This is a genomic window from Pseudomonas sp. QL9 (assembly GCF_041409665.1).
Taxonomy (GTDB): Bacteria; Pseudomonadota; Gammaproteobacteria; order Pseudomonadales; family Pseudomonadaceae; genus Pseudomonas; species Pseudomonas knackmussii.
Window position 1 is genome coordinate 2,788,258 of the sequence record NZ_CP166971.1, and the last position, 14,243, is coordinate 2,802,500.

General features: G+C 66.7%; 14 protein-coding genes. 8 read left to right on the top strand and 6 right to left on the bottom strand.

What is annotated here, in order from left to right:
* Positions 1–19: 19 nt before the first annotated feature.
* Positions 20–1,054, bottom strand: a complete 1,035-nt coding sequence (adhP, locus tag ACA097_RS13165; protein WP_043256567.1) for an alcohol dehydrogenase AdhP — start codon at positions 1,052–1,054, stop codon at positions 20–22.
* A gap of 311 nt (positions 1,055–1,365) precedes the next feature.
* Here adhP and purE point away from each other — a divergent pair, with 311 nt between their 5' ends.
* The 4 genes from purE (at position 1,366) to ACA097_RS13185 (ending at position 4,062) form a co-directional block, all read left to right on the top strand.
* On the top strand, positions 1,366–1,857 hold the full coding sequence (purE, locus tag ACA097_RS13170) for a 5-(carboxyamino)imidazole ribonucleotide mutase (RefSeq protein ID WP_371370367.1): 492 nt from the start codon (positions 1,366–1,368) through the stop codon (positions 1,855–1,857).
* Between the two features lie 56 nt (positions 1,858–1,913).
* Complete coding sequence (locus ACA097_RS13175) at positions 1,914–2,999, top strand: 5-(carboxyamino)imidazole ribonucleotide synthase (RefSeq protein ID WP_371370368.1); 1,086 nt, start codon at positions 1,914–1,916, stop codon at positions 2,997–2,999.
* Positions 3,000–3,105: 106 nt separating this feature from the next.
* A complete protein-coding gene (locus ACA097_RS13180; protein WP_160288799.1) occupies positions 3,106–3,351 on the top strand; it encodes a GlsB/YeaQ/YmgE family stress response membrane protein in 246 nt (81 codons plus the stop codon).
* Positions 3,352–3,519: 168 nt separating this feature from the next.
* Complete coding sequence (locus tag ACA097_RS13185; RefSeq protein ID WP_043256562.1) at positions 3,520–4,062, top strand: DUF3299 domain-containing protein; 543 nt, start codon at positions 3,520–3,522, stop codon at positions 4,060–4,062.
* Between the two features lie 187 nt (positions 4,063–4,249).
* Here the strand turns inward: ACA097_RS13185 and ACA097_RS13190 are convergent, their stop codons facing one another.
* The 3 genes from ACA097_RS13190 to ACA097_RS13200 form a co-directional block, all read right to left on the bottom strand.
* Positions 4,250–5,161, bottom strand: a complete 912-nt coding sequence (locus tag ACA097_RS13190; RefSeq protein ID WP_371370369.1) for a D-hexose-6-phosphate mutarotase — start codon at positions 5,159–5,161, stop codon at positions 4,250–4,252.
* An 82-nt stretch (positions 5,162–5,243) separates the two neighbouring features.
* The gene (locus tag ACA097_RS13195) at positions 5,244–5,927 is read right to left on the bottom strand and encodes a GNAT family N-acetyltransferase (RefSeq protein ID WP_371370370.1); all 684 of its coding nucleotides are present in this window, start codon (positions 5,925–5,927) and stop codon (positions 5,244–5,246) included.
* A gap of 13 nt (positions 5,928–5,940) precedes the next feature.
* Positions 5,941–6,390 carry an N-acetyltransferase family protein gene (locus ACA097_RS13200; RefSeq protein WP_371370371.1) on the bottom strand — a complete coding sequence of 150 codons (450 nt, stop codon included), beginning with the start codon at positions 6,388–6,390 and terminating at the stop codon, positions 5,941–5,943.
* A gap of 107 nt (positions 6,391–6,497) precedes the next feature.
* On the opposite strand from ACA097_RS13200, the gene ACA097_RS13205 reads away from it, so the two are divergent.
* Positions 6,498–7,964, top strand: coding sequence for a PLP-dependent aminotransferase family protein (locus ACA097_RS13205; RefSeq protein WP_371370372.1), 1,467 nt, complete (start codon positions 6,498–6,500; stop codon positions 7,962–7,964).
* 38 nt (positions 7,965–8,002) lie between these two features.
* Here ACA097_RS13205 and ACA097_RS13210 read toward each other — a convergent pair whose 3' ends face one another.
* Positions 8,003–8,179 (bottom strand): hypothetical protein, encoded by a 177-nt coding sequence (locus ACA097_RS13210; protein ID WP_371370373.1) that lies wholly within the window; start codon positions 8,177–8,179, stop codon positions 8,003–8,005.
* 133 nt (positions 8,180–8,312) lie between these two features.
* Positions 8,313–9,860, bottom strand: coding sequence for a BCCT family transporter (locus ACA097_RS13215; RefSeq protein WP_043256548.1), 1,548 nt, complete (start codon positions 9,858–9,860; stop codon positions 8,313–8,315).
* Between the two features lie 361 nt (positions 9,861–10,221).
* Between ACA097_RS13215 and betI the strand changes: the two genes are divergently transcribed.
* The 3 genes from betI (at position 10,222) to betA (ending at position 14,141) form a co-directional block, all read left to right on the top strand.
* Entirely contained in the window at positions 10,222–10,815 is a 594-nt protein-coding gene (betI, locus tag ACA097_RS13220; protein ID WP_043256546.1) for a transcriptional regulator BetI, read from the top strand.
* Positions 10,816–10,866: 51 nt separating this feature from the next.
* On the top strand, positions 10,867–12,339 hold the full coding sequence (gene betB, locus ACA097_RS13225; protein ID WP_043256544.1) for a betaine-aldehyde dehydrogenase: 1,473 nt from the start codon (positions 10,867–10,869) through the stop codon (positions 12,337–12,339).
* A 116-nt stretch (positions 12,340–12,455) separates the two neighbouring features.
* On the top strand, positions 12,456–14,141 hold the full coding sequence (betA, locus tag ACA097_RS13230; protein WP_043256543.1) for a choline dehydrogenase: 1,686 nt from the start codon (positions 12,456–12,458) through the stop codon (positions 14,139–14,141).
* The last annotated feature ends 102 nt before the right edge of the window (positions 14,142–14,243 follow it).

Below are 14,243 nucleotides of genomic sequence, written 5' to 3' on the forward strand. Positions count from 1 at the left end.
CATCCTGCGGGGCCGGATCTCACATCTCGACGACGATCCGCCCCTCGATCTGCCCGGCCTTCATCTTGTCGAAGATGGCGTTGATGTTGTCGAGCTTGTCCGAGCTGACCGTGGCTTTCACCAGGCCTTCGCCGGCGAAGTCGATGGCCTCTTGCAGGTCCGCGCGTGTGCCGACGATGGAGCCGGTGATGTGCAGGCCCTTGAGCACCACGTCGAAGATCGGCGTGGGGAAGTCGCCTGGCGGCAGGCCGACCAGGGAGATGGTGCCGCCGCGGCGGGCCATGCCGATGCCCTGGCCGAAGGCGCTGTTGGACACCGCCGTGACCAGCACACCGTGGGCGCCGCCGATGTCGCGCTGGAGCACTTCGACCGGGTCTTCCTTCTTCGCGTTGACCGTCAGCGTGGCGCCGAGCTTGCGCGCCAGTTCCAGCTTGGCGTCGTCGACGTCGATGGCCGCCACGTGCAGGCCCATGGCGCGGGCGTATTGCACCGCCACGTGGCCGAGGCCGCCGATGCCGGAAATCGCCACCCACTGGCCGGGCCGGGCCTTGGTTTCCTTCAGCCCCTTGTACACGGTGACGCCGGCGCAAAGAATCGGGGCGATTTCGAGGAAGCCGACATTTTTCGGCAGGATGCCGACAAAGTTGGGGTCAGCCAGCACATATTCCGCATAGCCGCCGTTCACCGAGTAGCCGGTGTTCTGCTGGTGGGTGCAGAGGGTTTCCCAGCCGGTCAGGCAGTGCTCGCAGCAGCCGCAGGCGGTGTACAGCCAGGGCACGCCGACGCGGTCGCCTTCCTTCACGCGGGTCACCCCGGCGCCCACCGCGGCGACGAAGCCGACGCCCTCGTGGCCGGGAATGAACGGCAGGCTCGGCTTCACCGGCCAGTCGCCCTGGGCGGCGTGCAGGTCGGTGTGGCAGACGCCGGAGGCCTCGATCTTCACCAGGATCTGGCCGGGGCCGGGCAGTGGCACCATGACTTCTTCCAGGCGCAGCGGCGCGCCGAAGCTGTGTACCACCGCGGCTTTCATGGTTTGTGGCAGGGTCGTGGACATGCGTGCTCTCCTTGTGCGAACAAACGAGAAGCGGGCGAAAACCGGCTGCACCGCAGGATCGTTCCAGTCTGGACCCATGAGCCCAGACCACTCATTGAGCTGACGCAAGTCCGCGGCGATTCGCCGATATCCCGGCCTGCTCAACGGTTGACGCGCGGACTCCACGAACGGCGCGGGCTTGCGGTATACTGCGCCGCCTCCGAACCGACCCCGCTCGTCGGTTCATCCATGTACAAGCCACGCCCGGGTCCGGATTGCGTGGCTTGTTGGTTTTTGACGCGCACCCGAGCGCACTACCTAGAGGCACGATGATGAGCGTACTGGTTGGCGTGATCATGGGCTCCAAGTCCGACTGGAGCACCCTCAGTCACACCGCGGACATGCTGGACAAGCTGGGCATTCCCTACGAAGTGAAGGTGGTTTCCGCCCACCGCACTCCCGACCTGCTGTTCCAGTACGCCGAAGAGGCCGAAGGCCGTGGCATCGAGGTGATCATCGCCGGTGCCGGCGGTGCCGCCCACCTGCCGGGCATGTGCGCGGCCAAGACCCACCTGCCGGTGCTCGGCGTGCCGGTCCAGTCGTCCATGCTCTCGGGCGTCGATTCGCTGCTGTCGATCGTGCAGATGCCCGCGGGCATCCCGGTCGCCACCCTGGCCATCGGCAAGGCCGGCGCGACCAACGCCGCACTGCTGGCGGCGAGCATCCTCGGCGGCAAGTATCCGAAGTACCACGTGGCGCTGAAGGAATTCCGCACGACCCAGACCGACATGGTCCTGGACAACCCGGACCCGCGCGAAGTGTGAGCAACGGCCGCCCGGCCGGGCGGCCCTGAACAGCGTTAGGAAGCACAGGCTCGAACATGAAAATCGGTGTCATCGGTGGTGGCCAGCTCGGCCGCATGCTGTCCCTGGCGGGTACCCCGCTGGGCATGAACTTCGCCTTCCTCGATCCGGCGCCGGATGCCTGCGCCCAGGCCCTGGGCGAGCACATCCGCGCCGACTACGGCGACCAGGACCACCTGCGCCAGCTGGCCGACGAAGTCGACCTGGTGACCTTCGAGTTCGAGAGCGTGCCGGCCGAGACCGTGGCCTTCCTCTCGCAGTTCGTGCCGGTCTACCCGAGCGCCGAAGCCCTGCGCATCGCCCGCGACCGCTGGTTCGAGAAGTCCATGTTCAAGGACCTGGGCATCCCGACCCCGGCCTTCGCCGACGTGCAGTCGCAGGCTGATCTCGACGCCGCGGTGGCCAGCATTGGCCTGCCGGCGGTGATGAAGACCCGCACCCTGGGCTACGACGGCAAGGGCCAGAAGGTCCTGCGCAAGCCCGAGGACGTGGTCGGCGCCTTCGCCGAGCTGGGCAGCGTGCCCTGCATCCTCGAAGGCTTCGTGCCCTTCACCGGCGAAGTCTCGCTGGTGGCGGTACGCGCCCGCGACGGCGAGACGCGCTTCTACCCGCTGGTGCACAACACCCACGAGAACGGCATCCTGCGCCTGTCCGTCGCCAGCTCCGCGCACCCGCTGCAGGCGCTGGCCGAGGACTACGTCGGCCGCGTGCTGGACAAGCTGGACTACGTCGGCGTGCTGGCCTTCGAGTTCTTCGAGGTCGACGGCGGCCTGAAGGCCAACGAGATCGCCCCGCGCGTACACAACTCCGGGCACTGGACCATCGAAGGCGCCGAGTGCAGCCAGTTCGAGAACCATGTGCGGGCCATCGCAGGCCTGCCGCTGGGCTCCACCGCCAAGGTCGGCGAGAGCGCCATGCTCAACTTCATCGGCGAAGTGCCGCCGGTGGCCGATGTGCTGAACATCGCCGACTGCCACCTGCACCACTACGGCAAGGCCTTCAAGGCCGGGCGCAAGGTCGGCCACGCCACCCTGCGCAGCGCCGACCTGCCGACCCTGAAGGCGCGCATCGCCGAGGTCGAGGCGCTGATCGCCAAGGACTGACGGCTACGGAGGTCTTTTCTCGATCTCCTACGTTGAACGTCGGGCTTTCCTACACTGTCTGAAAGGGGCGCGCCGTCGGGCGCGTCCATTCACAGGAGGGAATGCCATGGGCTTCATCGGAACCATCGTCATCGGCCTGATCGTCGGCCTCATCGCCCGTTTTCTGAAACCGGGCGACGACAGCATGGGCTGGATCATGACCATCGTGATCGGTATCGGCGGCTCGCTGCTGGCCACCTACGGCGGCCAGGCCGTGGGCATCTACCAGGCCGGACAGACCGCCGGCTTCATTGGCGCGGTGGTCGGTGCCGTGATCCTGCTGGTGATCTACAACAGCCTGAAGAAGAGCTGAGCCACGCCTGTCGGTCGGCGGGCAACGCGCCTGGCGCTGGTCATTTGCCCACCGATCCTCAAGAATGTGCGCCGAATTACCGCCTGCCCGCCCGGGGAGGCGGGTGGTGAAGTCTTTTCTCATCCCTTCGTTGCATGGGCCCCCTCACGGCGCCCGAGAGCCGTTTTCATGCGTCGTATCCTTATCGCCTGCAGCCTGGCGCTGCTCACCGGCCTGGCCCATGCCGCCGACCTCCCGGAAACCGACTGGCTGCAGCTGATGCCGCCCAGCGACCGCAAGGCGCTGGAGGCGATGCCGGACATCGACCACAACAGCCCCGAGTCCGCCGGTACCTTCACCCAGAAGAAGGGCGGCTTGAAGCAGAAAGGCAAACTCGCGCCGGTGATGTACTCGACCAAGACGGTCGCCGCGCTAGACGGCAAGCAGATCCGCCTGGGCGGCTACCCGGTGCCGCTGGCCAACGATGCCAAGGGCCGCGTCACCGAGTTCTTCCTGGTGCCCTATCCGGGCGCCTGCATCCACGTGCCGCCGCCGCCGCCGAACCAGATCGTGCTGGTGCGCTACCCCAAGGGCATCAAGATCGACGACATCTACAGCCCGTACTGGGTGACCGGCACGCTGAAGGTGGAGAAGGTCAGCAACGACATGGCCGATGCGGCCTACGCGATGGACGACGCCAAGGTCCGGGCGGTGCAGGACAGCGATCTGTAGATAGCCGCGATCCGGCGTCACCTGTAGGAGCGAGCTTGCTCGCGAACCGCACGAATGCCGACCCCGTAGGGCGAATAACCCCAAGGGGGTTATCCGCCGTTTTCGTTCGGGGCGGCGGCGCATAACCGCGAACGCGGTTGTGCGCCCTACGAGTGGATCGGTGCGGGGACTTTCGCGGAAGAGCCCGTCAGGCCTCCAGCGGCGCGCTCCAGATCTCCACGCTCATGGTCTCGCTGCGTCCCGGCGCGACGTTCAGCACATCTTCCCAGACCCGCGCCGTCTCGATGCAGAGCATGTCCTGCCAGGCGTCGTTGGCGAACTGCGAGAGGCGTTGGGATTTGTCCACCCAGGGGTTCCACACCACCGCCGAGCGCGAGTGGCTGGCCTGGATGTGGATGCCGCGCTGCCACTGCGGATCGCGGATCACCAGGGTGCGGTCGACGTCGAGGTAGATGCGGTCTGTTTCGCCCTCGATGCGCACCACGCCGTCCTGGCGGCGTTCCTCCCAGTTATCCAGAGTCTCGATGTAGCGGCAGCCCTGCAGGCCGTCGATGCTGATATCGCGGCTGTCGCTGACGGCGAAGTAGGTGTGCAGCGCCTGGCTCACGGCCAGCGGCTTGTCACCGAGGTTGCGGGTGGTCAGCTCCAGGCCCAGGCGTTCGCCGAAGCGCATCACCAGGCTCAGTTCCGCCGCGTGCGGCCAGCCCGGCAGGCCGTGGTGGGCGTCGAATTTCCAGTGCACGGAGAGCACGCCCTGTTCGTCGGCGATGTCTTCCAGTTGCCAGTCGATGCCGCGCACCAGGCCGTGGGCAGGGGCTTTCTCGCCGTCGAATTCGGTGCGTACTTGCACCGGGTTGCGCGCGAGGTCGCCGAACCAGGGCCAGCACACCGGCGCGCCACCGCGCAGCGATTGCCCATGCTTGTACTCGGCCTGTTCGCTGAGCCACACCAGCGGCGGCTGTTCGTGGGGCTGGTAGCTGAGCAGCTGGGCGCCCTGCTGGGCGATCAGTGCTTCGCCGAATTCGGTGTGGATGCGCCAGCAGGGCAGCTCGTCGATCGTCAGCTGTTCGACGCGGGGTGTGGTATATGCGCTGCTCATGGGGGCCTCCGGCACAGCAAGGGGAAAGGATTCAGTATCACCGATCCCCTTGCGGCCTGGCAGTTCCCCGAAAAGGCTTTTTTCAGGCGCCGCGCAGCGTTTCCAGGCCGCGTTTCTGCCGGCCTTCGGCATCGAAGTTTTCCGGCGCGAGCCACTGCTCGAAGGCGGCCTGGCGCACCGGCCATTCGCTGTCGAGGATGGAGAACCAGGCGCTGTCGCGGTTCTGGTCCTTGACCACCATGTGCTGGCGGAAGGTGCCCTCGTAGACGAAGCCCAGGCGCTCCGCCGCGCGCATGGAACGGGCGTTGCGCGAGTTGCACTTCCATTCCAGGCGGCGGTAGCCCAGGTCGAAGGCGCGCTTGGCCAGCAGGTATACCGCCTCGGTGGAGGCCGGGCTGCGCTGCATGACGCGGCCGAAGGCGATGTGGCCGATCTCGATCACGCCGTCCTTGGGGGTGATGCGCAGGAAGCTGAGCAGGCCGGTGACGCGCCCGCTGCGCTTCTCGCGCACGGCGTAGAACTGGGGATCGGCGCCGGCAGCGTTAGTGGCGACCCAGGCGTCGAACGCGGCGCGCTCGGTGAAGGGGCCATAGGGCAGGTAGTCCCACAGCAGCGCGTCGGATTCCGGGCCCTGCAGCGCGTCCCAGAGGTCGGCGCCGTGGCACGCGACGTCCAGTGGCTCCAGGTCCAGGTAGCGGCCCTTCAGCGGTTCATGGGCCGGCGCGGCTACCGGCTTCCAGTGCAATAGCGGGTGCGAATCGGTCATGGCGCTTCTCCGGTCAGAGGATCTTGCGGTACTGGATGAAGCCGGAGCGGTCGGCGATCCGGTCGTAGAGGAACATGGCGTCGGTGTTGGTCTCGTGGGTCAGCCAATGCACCCGCGAGGCGCCGGCGGCACGCGCCATGGCGTAGACGTGCTCGATCAGCTCGCGGCCGACGCCACCGCCGCGCAGGTTTTCGTCGACGTACAGATCCTGCAGGTAGACGTAGTCGCCTTGGGTCCAGCAGGAGCGGTGGAAGATGTAGTGGACCATGCCGATGGCCTTGCCATCGCGCCAGGCGAGGGCGCAGTGCATGGGCTCGGCGGGGTCGAGGAAGCGCTGCCAGGTCACGGCGCTGGTGGCCTCGTCGATGCTGGTCTTGTAGAAACGCTGGTAGCCCTGCCACAGCGGCAGCCAGGCAGCGTGGTCGTCGGCGCTGACGGCGCGGATTTCGAGAGGAGCGGTCATGGGGTGCGGCCTTGTGGTCGGAAGTCTGAGTTCAGACTAGTGGCTCGATTGGTTCCGCTAAAGATCCATTCATGGTCCAATTCATGGAGCCATTGTTGGAGCCCGCCATGAGCGTTCCCTTGCCTTTCGACCCTTCCGGCATCCGCCTGGACCCCGCCCAGGGGCTGGGCGTGCAGTTGTTCCAGGCCCTGCGCGAGCGGATTCTCGACGGCCGCCTCGGCGCGCGTTCGCGCCTGCCGGCCAGTCGCGACCTGGCCAACGCGCTCGGCGTTTCGCGCAATACCGTGGTGCGTGCCTACGAGCAACTCTACGCCGAGGGTTACATCGAGGGCCGCACGGGCGATGGCACCTATGTCGCTGAGCGAGTGCAACCGCAGGGCGTACCGGTGCCGCAAGAGCATCGGGTGCCGGAAGTCGCCTCGCTGGAGCGCCTGCAGAAGCATCACTTGCCGAAGCCGCCGAGCGGGGCGCCGCGTGCCTTCCGGGTCGGCGTGCCGGCGTTCGACCTGTTCCCCTTCGAGACCTGGGCGCGCTTGCAGTCGCGCTTCTGGCGCAACCCGCCGGCCGATTGCCTGGGTTATGGCGATGCCGCCGGGGAGTGGCGCTTGCGCGAGCTCGTCGCGGCATACCTGCGCGGCTCGCGTGGCCTGCATTGCGAGGCGGGGCAGGTGATCATCACCAGCGGTGCGCAGCAGGGCATCGCGCTTTGTGCTCAGGTACTGCTGGGCGAGGGTGACGGCGTCGCCATCGAAAATCCCGGTTATCGCGCCGCTGGGCATGCCTTCGCTACTGCTGGTGCGCGTTTGCACGGCGTGCCGGTGGATGCCGACGGCTTCCAGGCCGAGCGCCTGCGGCAGCTGCCGGATTGCCGGCTGGTCTACGTTACGCCTTCGCACCAGTACCCAACCGGCGTAACGCTCTCCCTGGCGCGGCGCCTGGAGCTGCTGGAGTGGGCCGAGCGCAGCGGCGGCTGGATAGTCGAGGACGACTACGACGGCGAGTACCGCTACAGCGGCACCCCGCTGATGCCGCTGGCCGCGCTGGATCGCCAGGACCGCGTGCTCTACGTCGGCACCTTCTGCAAGATCGCCTTCCCCGCCATGCGCCTGGGCTACCTGGTCGTGCCGCCGGCCCTGGCCGAAGCCTTCGCCCGCCGTCGCGCGCTCGATGTCCGGCATTCCGAGGTCGGCACCCAGCGGGTGATGGCCGACTTCATCGCCGAAGGGCATTTCCAGCGTCACGTACGGCGCATGCGCCGGGCTGCCCGTGCCCGGCGCGATGCCCTTCTACGCGGCTGGCCCGAGGTGCCCGGCTGCGCGCCCATGCCGACGGTGGAGGCGGGCCTGCATCTCTGTGTGCGCGTGGAGAGTCGCGAGCGCGAACGCTGGCTGGTGGAGCGTGCGCTGCAGGCTGGCGTCGAGGTCAACGCGCTGAGCGACTACTGGCTGCCGGAGTCGGCGGAACATCCGGACGAGCGCGCCGGCCTGGTGCTGGGCTTCGCCGCAGTGCCCGAAGTGCGGATTGCCGAGGCGCTTAAGGCCCTGCGCAAGGCGTGGGGCTTGAGCTCGTTGTAGGAGCACGCCATGCGCGCGATCGCGGGCATGGCCCGCTCCTACGGGGGAGGGGAGATCTCCTCCGGCTCCGCCCAATACGTCTGCTTGTGCCCGCGCGCCTGGTAGTCGCGCGCCAGGGCCTCGGCTTCCTCGCGGGTCAGGCCGCGGCGCATGACGAAGCGGTTGCCGTTGTCGTCCAGGCGCACCAGGCACCAGTTGGGTGAGGGCGAGAGCATGGCTTCTCCACGGAAGGGAAGTTCACCTCAGTCTGCGCCAGAAAAAGAAAGCCCGGCGCGGGGCCGGGCAAAGGGGCCTGCCCCTCGGGGCAGGCAGGTGGCGTCGGGCGGGACGCCACCGGGGAGCAGTTGGTCAGCCGACGGCGTTCAGCTCGGCAGGGCGCGCGACCGGCCGGGCGTGGCCGTACAGGCGCTCATAGTCGGCGCTCATGGCCTTGTAGAGGCCGAACATGAAGAGGATCAGCACCGCCGAGAAGGGCAGGCCGGCCAGCACCACCACGGTCTGCATGGCGGTGAAGTTGCCGGCGAACAGCAGCCCGATGGTCACCAGCGTGACGATCACCGACCAGAGGATGCGCAGCCAGTTGGGCGCGTCCTCGTCGAGATCGCCGCCCTGGCGCGACAGGTTGGCCAGCATCACCGAGCCGGAATCGGCCGGGGTGAGGAAGAGCACGAAGCCGACGAAGATCGAAACGCCGATCACGATCTTGGCCAGCGGGTAATGCTCCAGCAGCAGGTAGATGGACATCGACGGCTGCTCCAGCGCGGCCTTGCCGATGTCGGCGGCGCCGTGATTCATCACCAGGTCCAGCGCGCTGTTGCCGAACACCGAGAGCCAGGCGAGGGTGAAGCCCAGCGGGATCAGCATCACCCCGCAGACCAGCTCGCGGACGGTGCGGCCACGCGAGATGCGCGCGACGAACATGCCGACGAAGGGCGCCCAGGAGATCCACCAGGCCCAATAGAACAGGGTCCACAGGCCCAGCCACTCTTCGCTCTTGGCGGCGCCGCCACCGGTGTAGACGTAGAGGTCGAAGGTCTTCAGCACCAGGCCGTTGAGGTAGTCGCCGAGGTTCTGCACGAAGCCGTTGAGCAGCTCCAGGGTCGAGCCGCAGGCCAGCACGAACACCAGCAGCGAGCTGAACAGGATGATGTTCAGGTTGGACAGCCGGCGGATGCCCTTCTCGATGCCCGAGACCGCCGCCAGGGTGGCCACCAGGCTCATCACCAGCAGCACGATCAGCAGGGTGGTCTTGGAGTGCTCCATGCCGGTCAGGTATTCCAGTCCGGACGACACCTGCAGCGCGCCGATCCCCAGGTTGGTGACCAGGCCGAGCAGGGTGACGAAGATGCCGAAGATATCCACCGCGTGGCCCGCCGCACCCTTCACCCAGCGTTCGCCGAGGATCGGGTAGAGCGCCGAGCGCAGCGCCAGAGGCTGGCGGTGGCGGTAGGCGAAGTAGCCGACGGCCAGGCCGACCAGGGCGTAGATCGCCCAGCCGTGCACGCCCCAGTGGAGGAAGGTCAGCTGCAGCGCCTGGCGAGCCGCCTGGGCGGTGCCGGGTGTGCCTTCGGGCGGGTTGTACAGGTGGTCGAGCGGCTCGGATGCTGCGAAGTACAGCAGCGAGATGCCGATGCCCGAGGAAAACAGCATGCCGGCCCAGGCGCCGTAGCTGAAATCGGGTTTGTCATGGTCGGCGCCAAGCTTCAGCGTGCCGAAGCGTGAGAAGGCGATCCAGACCACGAAGAACAGATAGGAACCGATGGCCAGCATGTAGTACCAGCCAAAGCTGTGCGACAGCCAGGCCTGGGTGCGGGCCAGCGCGGCGCCGGCGCTGTCGGGGAAGAGGATAAGGGCGGCGGTCAGAACCAGGATCAGGGCGGTGGAGCCGAAGAACACGGTTGGATTCAGACGGACCTGCTCGTTTGTTTTTGTTGGCGAAGCAGAACTCATTTTTCGGGAGACCCCATGGCAGTGAACGCATGGCGGCCGGCGACCGGTGCTTTTGGCTGGACGTCGAGCCGCGAACCACAGACACAGCATTGCCGTCGCGCCACTTGGAGGCCGGATTCTGCGATCCTTGTGCCTTTTGCGCGGCGCGCAGCTGAACGGCTCGGGCCCGGTTGCACGCAAGGCACGGAGCAGTTCACGGAGCGCAGCTTATTCTTAGTTGATTGAACGTTCAATAAAAACAAAATAGACTGACCCACATCATCGACGCCGGGCGGCACAGTCGCGCCCCGCGTGAGGAGAGAAACCAATGCCCAAGGTCGGTATGCAGCCGATTCGCCGTTCCCAACTGATCCACGCCACGCTAGAGGCGGTGGACCAGGTTGGCATGAGCGACGCCAGCATCGCCCTGATCGCCCGCCTGGCGGGGGTCTCCAACGGCATCATCAGCCACTACTTCCAGGACAAGAACGGACTCCTGGAGGCGACGATGCGGCATCTGATGTCGGCTTTGAGCAAGGCCGTGCGCGAACGTCGCGCTAGCCTGCGAACCGACGATGCGCGTGCCCACCTGCGGGCGATAGTCGCTGGCAACTTCGACAACAGCCAGGTCAACGGCCCGGCGATGAAGACCTGGCTGGCGTTCTGGGCCAGCAGCATGCACCAGCCGGCATTGCGCCGACTGCAACGGATCAACGACCACAGGCTGTATTCCAACCTGTGTTGCGAGCTGCGTCGCGAGCTGCCACTGAAGCAGGCGCGCACCGCCGCTCGCGGGCTGGCCGCGCTGATCGACGGCTTGTGGCTGCGTGGCGCGCTTTCCGGCGACGCCTTCGACACCGACCAGGCCCTGGCGATCGCCTACGAGTATCTCGACCAACAACTGGCCAAGCGCACCGGTTAGCGGGCGCGGCCTTACGTGCTGCAACGACCTATAAGAGAGGACAACAACCCCATGGCTCGATTCGACGTACAGAAGCTCTACATCGGTGGTCGCTACGTGGAGGCCACCAGCGGCGCCACTTTCGAGACCATCAACCCGGCCAATGGGGAAGTCCTCGCGCAGGTCCAGCGCGCCTCGAAGGAAGACGTCGAGCGCGCCGTGCAGAGCGCGGTCGAAGGCCAGAAAGTATGGGCGGCAATGACCGCCATGCAGCGCTCGCGCATCTTGCGTCGTGCCGTGGAAATCCTCCGCCAGCGCAATGACGAACTCGCCGAACTGGAAACCCTCGACACCGGCAAGCCGCTGGCCGAGACCCGCAACGTCGACATCGTCACCGGCGCCGACGTGCTCGAGTACTACGCCGGCCTGGTCCCGGCCATCGAAGGCGAGCAGATCCCGCTGCGCGAAACCAGCTTCGTCTACACCCGCCGCGAACCGCTGGGCGTGGTCGCCGGCATCGGCGCCTGGAACTACCCGATCCAGATCGCCCTGTGGAAATCCGCACCGGCCCTGGCTGCCGGCAACGCGATGATCTTCAAGCCCAGCGAAGTCACCCCGCTGTCCGTGCTGAAGCTCGCCGAGATCTATACCGAGGCCGGCCTGCCCGATGGCGTGTTCAACGTCCTCACCGGCAGCGGCCGCGAAGTCGGCCAGTGGCTGACCGAGCACCCGCTGATCGAGAAGATCTCCTTCACCGGCGGCACCTCCACCGGCAAGAAGGTCATGGCCAGCGCCTCCAGCTCCTCGCTCAAGGAAGTGACCATGGAACTGGGCGGCAAGTCGCCGCTGATCATCTTCGACGACGCCAACCTCGACCGCGCCGCCGACATCGCGGTCATGGCCAACTTCTTCAGCTCCGGCCAGGTCTGCACCAACGGCACCCGCGTATTCATCCCGCGTGCCCTGCAGGCGCGCTTCGAAGAGAAAGTGGTCGAGCGCGTGAAGCGCATCCGCCTGGGCAGCCCGCAGGACGAGAACACCAACTTCGGCCCGCTGGTCAGCTTCCCGCACATGGAAAGCGTGCTCAGCTACATCGAAGCCGGCAAGGAACAGAAAGCCCGCCTGCTCTGCGGCGGCGAGCGCGTCACCCACGGCGAGTTCGGCAAGGGCGCCTACGTCGCGCCGACAGTGTTCACCGACTGCACTGACGACATGACCATCGTCCGCGAAGAGATCTTCGGCCCGGTGATGAGCATCCTCGTCTACGACACCGAGGAAGAAGCCATCCGCCGCGCCAACGACACCGAGTACGGCCTCGCCGCTGGCGTGGTGACCCAGGACCTGGCCCGCGCCCACCGTGTGATCCACCGCCTGGAAGCCGGCATCTGCTGGATCAACACCTGGGGCGAGTCGCCCGCAGAAATGCCGGTTGGCGGCTACAAGCAATCCGGCGTCGGTCGCGAGAACGGCCTGACCACCCTGGCTCATTACACTCGGATCAAATCCGTGCAGGTAGAACTGGGCGACTACGCCTCGGTGTTCTGACCGCCGCGATCGAGCCCTGAGCGGCCGGTCGCAGAGCGACCGGCCTTTCCAAGATTCCGACACCGGCGCGCATGCGTCGCGGGCGGTGTCGCGCCCAGAAAAAGAGGTTGGCCTGCATGACCCAGGAATTCGACTACATCATCATCGGTGCCGGCTCGGCCGGAAACGTCCTCGCCACCCGCCTGACCGAGGACGCGGACGTCAGCGTGCTGCTGCTCGAAGCCGGCGGCCCGGACTACCGCGCCGACTTCCGCACGCAGATGCCCGCGGCGCTGGCCTACCCGCTGCAAGGTCGGCGCTACAACTGGGCGTATCTCACCGATCCCGAGCCCTACATGAACAACCGCCGCATGGAGTGCGGCCGCGGCAAGGGCCTGGGCGGTTCCTCGCTGATCAACGGCATGTGCTACATCCGCGGCAACGCCATGGACTTCGACGGCTGGGCGAAAGAGAAGGGCCTGGAAGACTGGACCTACCTCGACTGCCTGCCCTACTTCCGCAAGGCCGAGACCCGCGACATCGGCCCCAACGACTACCACGGCGGCGACGGCCCGGTTAGCGTGACCACGCCCAAGGCCGGCAACAATCCGCTGTTCCACGCAATGGTCGAGGCCGGTGTTCAAGCGGGCTATCCGCGCACCGAGGACCTCAACGGCTACCAGCAGGAAGGCTTCGGCCCGATGGACCGCACCGTCACCCCGCAGGGTCGCCGCTCCAGCACCGCACGCGGCTACCTGGACCAGGCGCGCAACCGCCCGAACCTGACCATCGTCACCCACGCGCTGACCGACCGCATCCTGTTCAACGGCAAGCGCGCAGTGGGCGCGACCTACCTGCATGGCAACGACAACACGCCCAAACAGGTCCGCGCTCGCCGCGAAGTGCTGGTTTGTTCCGGCGCCATCGCTTCTCCGCAGCTGCTGCAGCGCTCGGGCGTTGGCCCGGCTGCCGTGCTGCGCGATCTGGGCATCGACGTCGTGCATGACCTGCCCGGTGTCGGCCAGAACCTCCAGGACCACCTGGAAATGTACCTGCAGTACGCCTGCAAGGAGCCGGTCTCGCTGTACCCCGCGCTGCAATGGTGGAACCAGCCGCAGATCGGCGCGCAGTGGATGTTCCTCGGCACCGGCCTGGGCGCGAGCAACCAGTTCGAGGCCGGCGGCTTCATCCGCACCCGTCCGGAATTCGAGTGGCCGAACATCCAGTACCATTTCCTGCCGGTGGCGATTAACTACAACGGCAGCAACGCGGTGAAGGAGCACGGCTTCCAGGCGCACGTCGGCTCCATGCGCTCGCCGAGCCGCGGGCGCATCCAGGTGACCTCGCGCGATCCGCGCAAGCACCCGAGCATCCTCTTCAACTACATGTCCACCGAGCAGGACTGGCAGGAGTTCCGCGACGGCATCCGCATCACCCGCGAGATCATGAATCAGCCGGCGCTGGATCCCTATCGCGGCCGTGAGCTAAGCCCGGGCGTGGACAAGAAGTCCGATGCCGAGCTGGATGCATTCATCCGCGAGCATGCCGAGACGGCTTTCCACCCCTCCTGCTCGTGCAAGATGGGCGAGGACGACATGGCGGTGGTCGACGGCCAGGGCCGCGTACACGGCATGGAAGGCCTGCGAGTGGTGGATGCGTCGATCATGCCGCTGATCATCACCGGCAACCTCAACGCCACCACCATCATGATGGCCGAGAAGATCGCCGACCGAATCCGCGGTCGCCAGCCGCTGCCGCGCAGCAAGGCGGACTACTACAAGGCCAACGGTGCGCCGGTGCGCGGCAAGCCGATGCGCGCCTGAGTCGAGGGTTGGAAACAAGAAAGGCGCCACATCAGGCGCCTTTCTTTATATAGAGGAGAAGAGCCCGGCAAAGGCTCTCCTTTCTGGAAGAGGGCTGGGAAG

What these genes read in the sequence shown, in the direction of transcription:
- adhP (WP_043256567.1), bottom strand. Translation starts at nt 1,054, where the DNA reads ATGTCCACGACCCTGCCACAAACCATGAAAGCCGCGGTGGTACACAGC.
- purE (WP_371370367.1), top strand. Translation starts at nt 1,366, where the DNA reads ATGAGCGTACTGGTTGGCGTGATCATGGGCTCCAAGTCCGACTGGAGC.
- ACA097_RS13175 (WP_371370368.1), top strand. Translation starts at nt 1,914, where the DNA reads ATGAAAATCGGTGTCATCGGTGGTGGCCAGCTCGGCCGCATGCTGTCC.
- ACA097_RS13180 (WP_160288799.1), top strand. Translation starts at nt 3,106, where the DNA reads ATGGGCTTCATCGGAACCATCGTCATCGGCCTGATCGTCGGCCTCATC.
- ACA097_RS13185 (WP_043256562.1), top strand. Translation starts at nt 3,520, where the DNA reads ATGCGTCGTATCCTTATCGCCTGCAGCCTGGCGCTGCTCACCGGCCTG.
- ACA097_RS13190 (WP_371370369.1), bottom strand. Translation starts at nt 5,161, where the DNA reads ATGAGCAGCGCATATACCACACCCCGCGTCGAACAGCTGACGATCGAC.
- ACA097_RS13195 (WP_371370370.1), bottom strand. Translation starts at nt 5,927, where the DNA reads ATGACCGATTCGCACCCGCTATTGCACTGGAAGCCGGTAGCCGCGCCG.
- ACA097_RS13200 (WP_371370371.1), bottom strand. Translation starts at nt 6,390, where the DNA reads ATGACCGCTCCTCTCGAAATCCGCGCCGTCAGCGCCGACGACCACGCT.
- ACA097_RS13205 (WP_371370372.1), top strand. Translation starts at nt 6,498, where the DNA reads ATGAGCGTTCCCTTGCCTTTCGACCCTTCCGGCATCCGCCTGGACCCC.
- ACA097_RS13210 (WP_371370373.1), bottom strand. Translation starts at nt 8,179, where the DNA reads ATGCTCTCGCCCTCACCCAACTGGTGCCTGGTGCGCCTGGACGACAAC.
- betI (WP_043256546.1), top strand. Translation starts at nt 10,222, where the DNA reads ATGCCCAAGGTCGGTATGCAGCCGATTCGCCGTTCCCAACTGATCCAC.
- betB (WP_043256544.1), top strand. Translation starts at nt 10,867, where the DNA reads ATGGCTCGATTCGACGTACAGAAGCTCTACATCGGTGGTCGCTACGTG.
- betA (WP_043256543.1), top strand. Translation starts at nt 12,456, where the DNA reads ATGACCCAGGAATTCGACTACATCATCATCGGTGCCGGCTCGGCCGGA.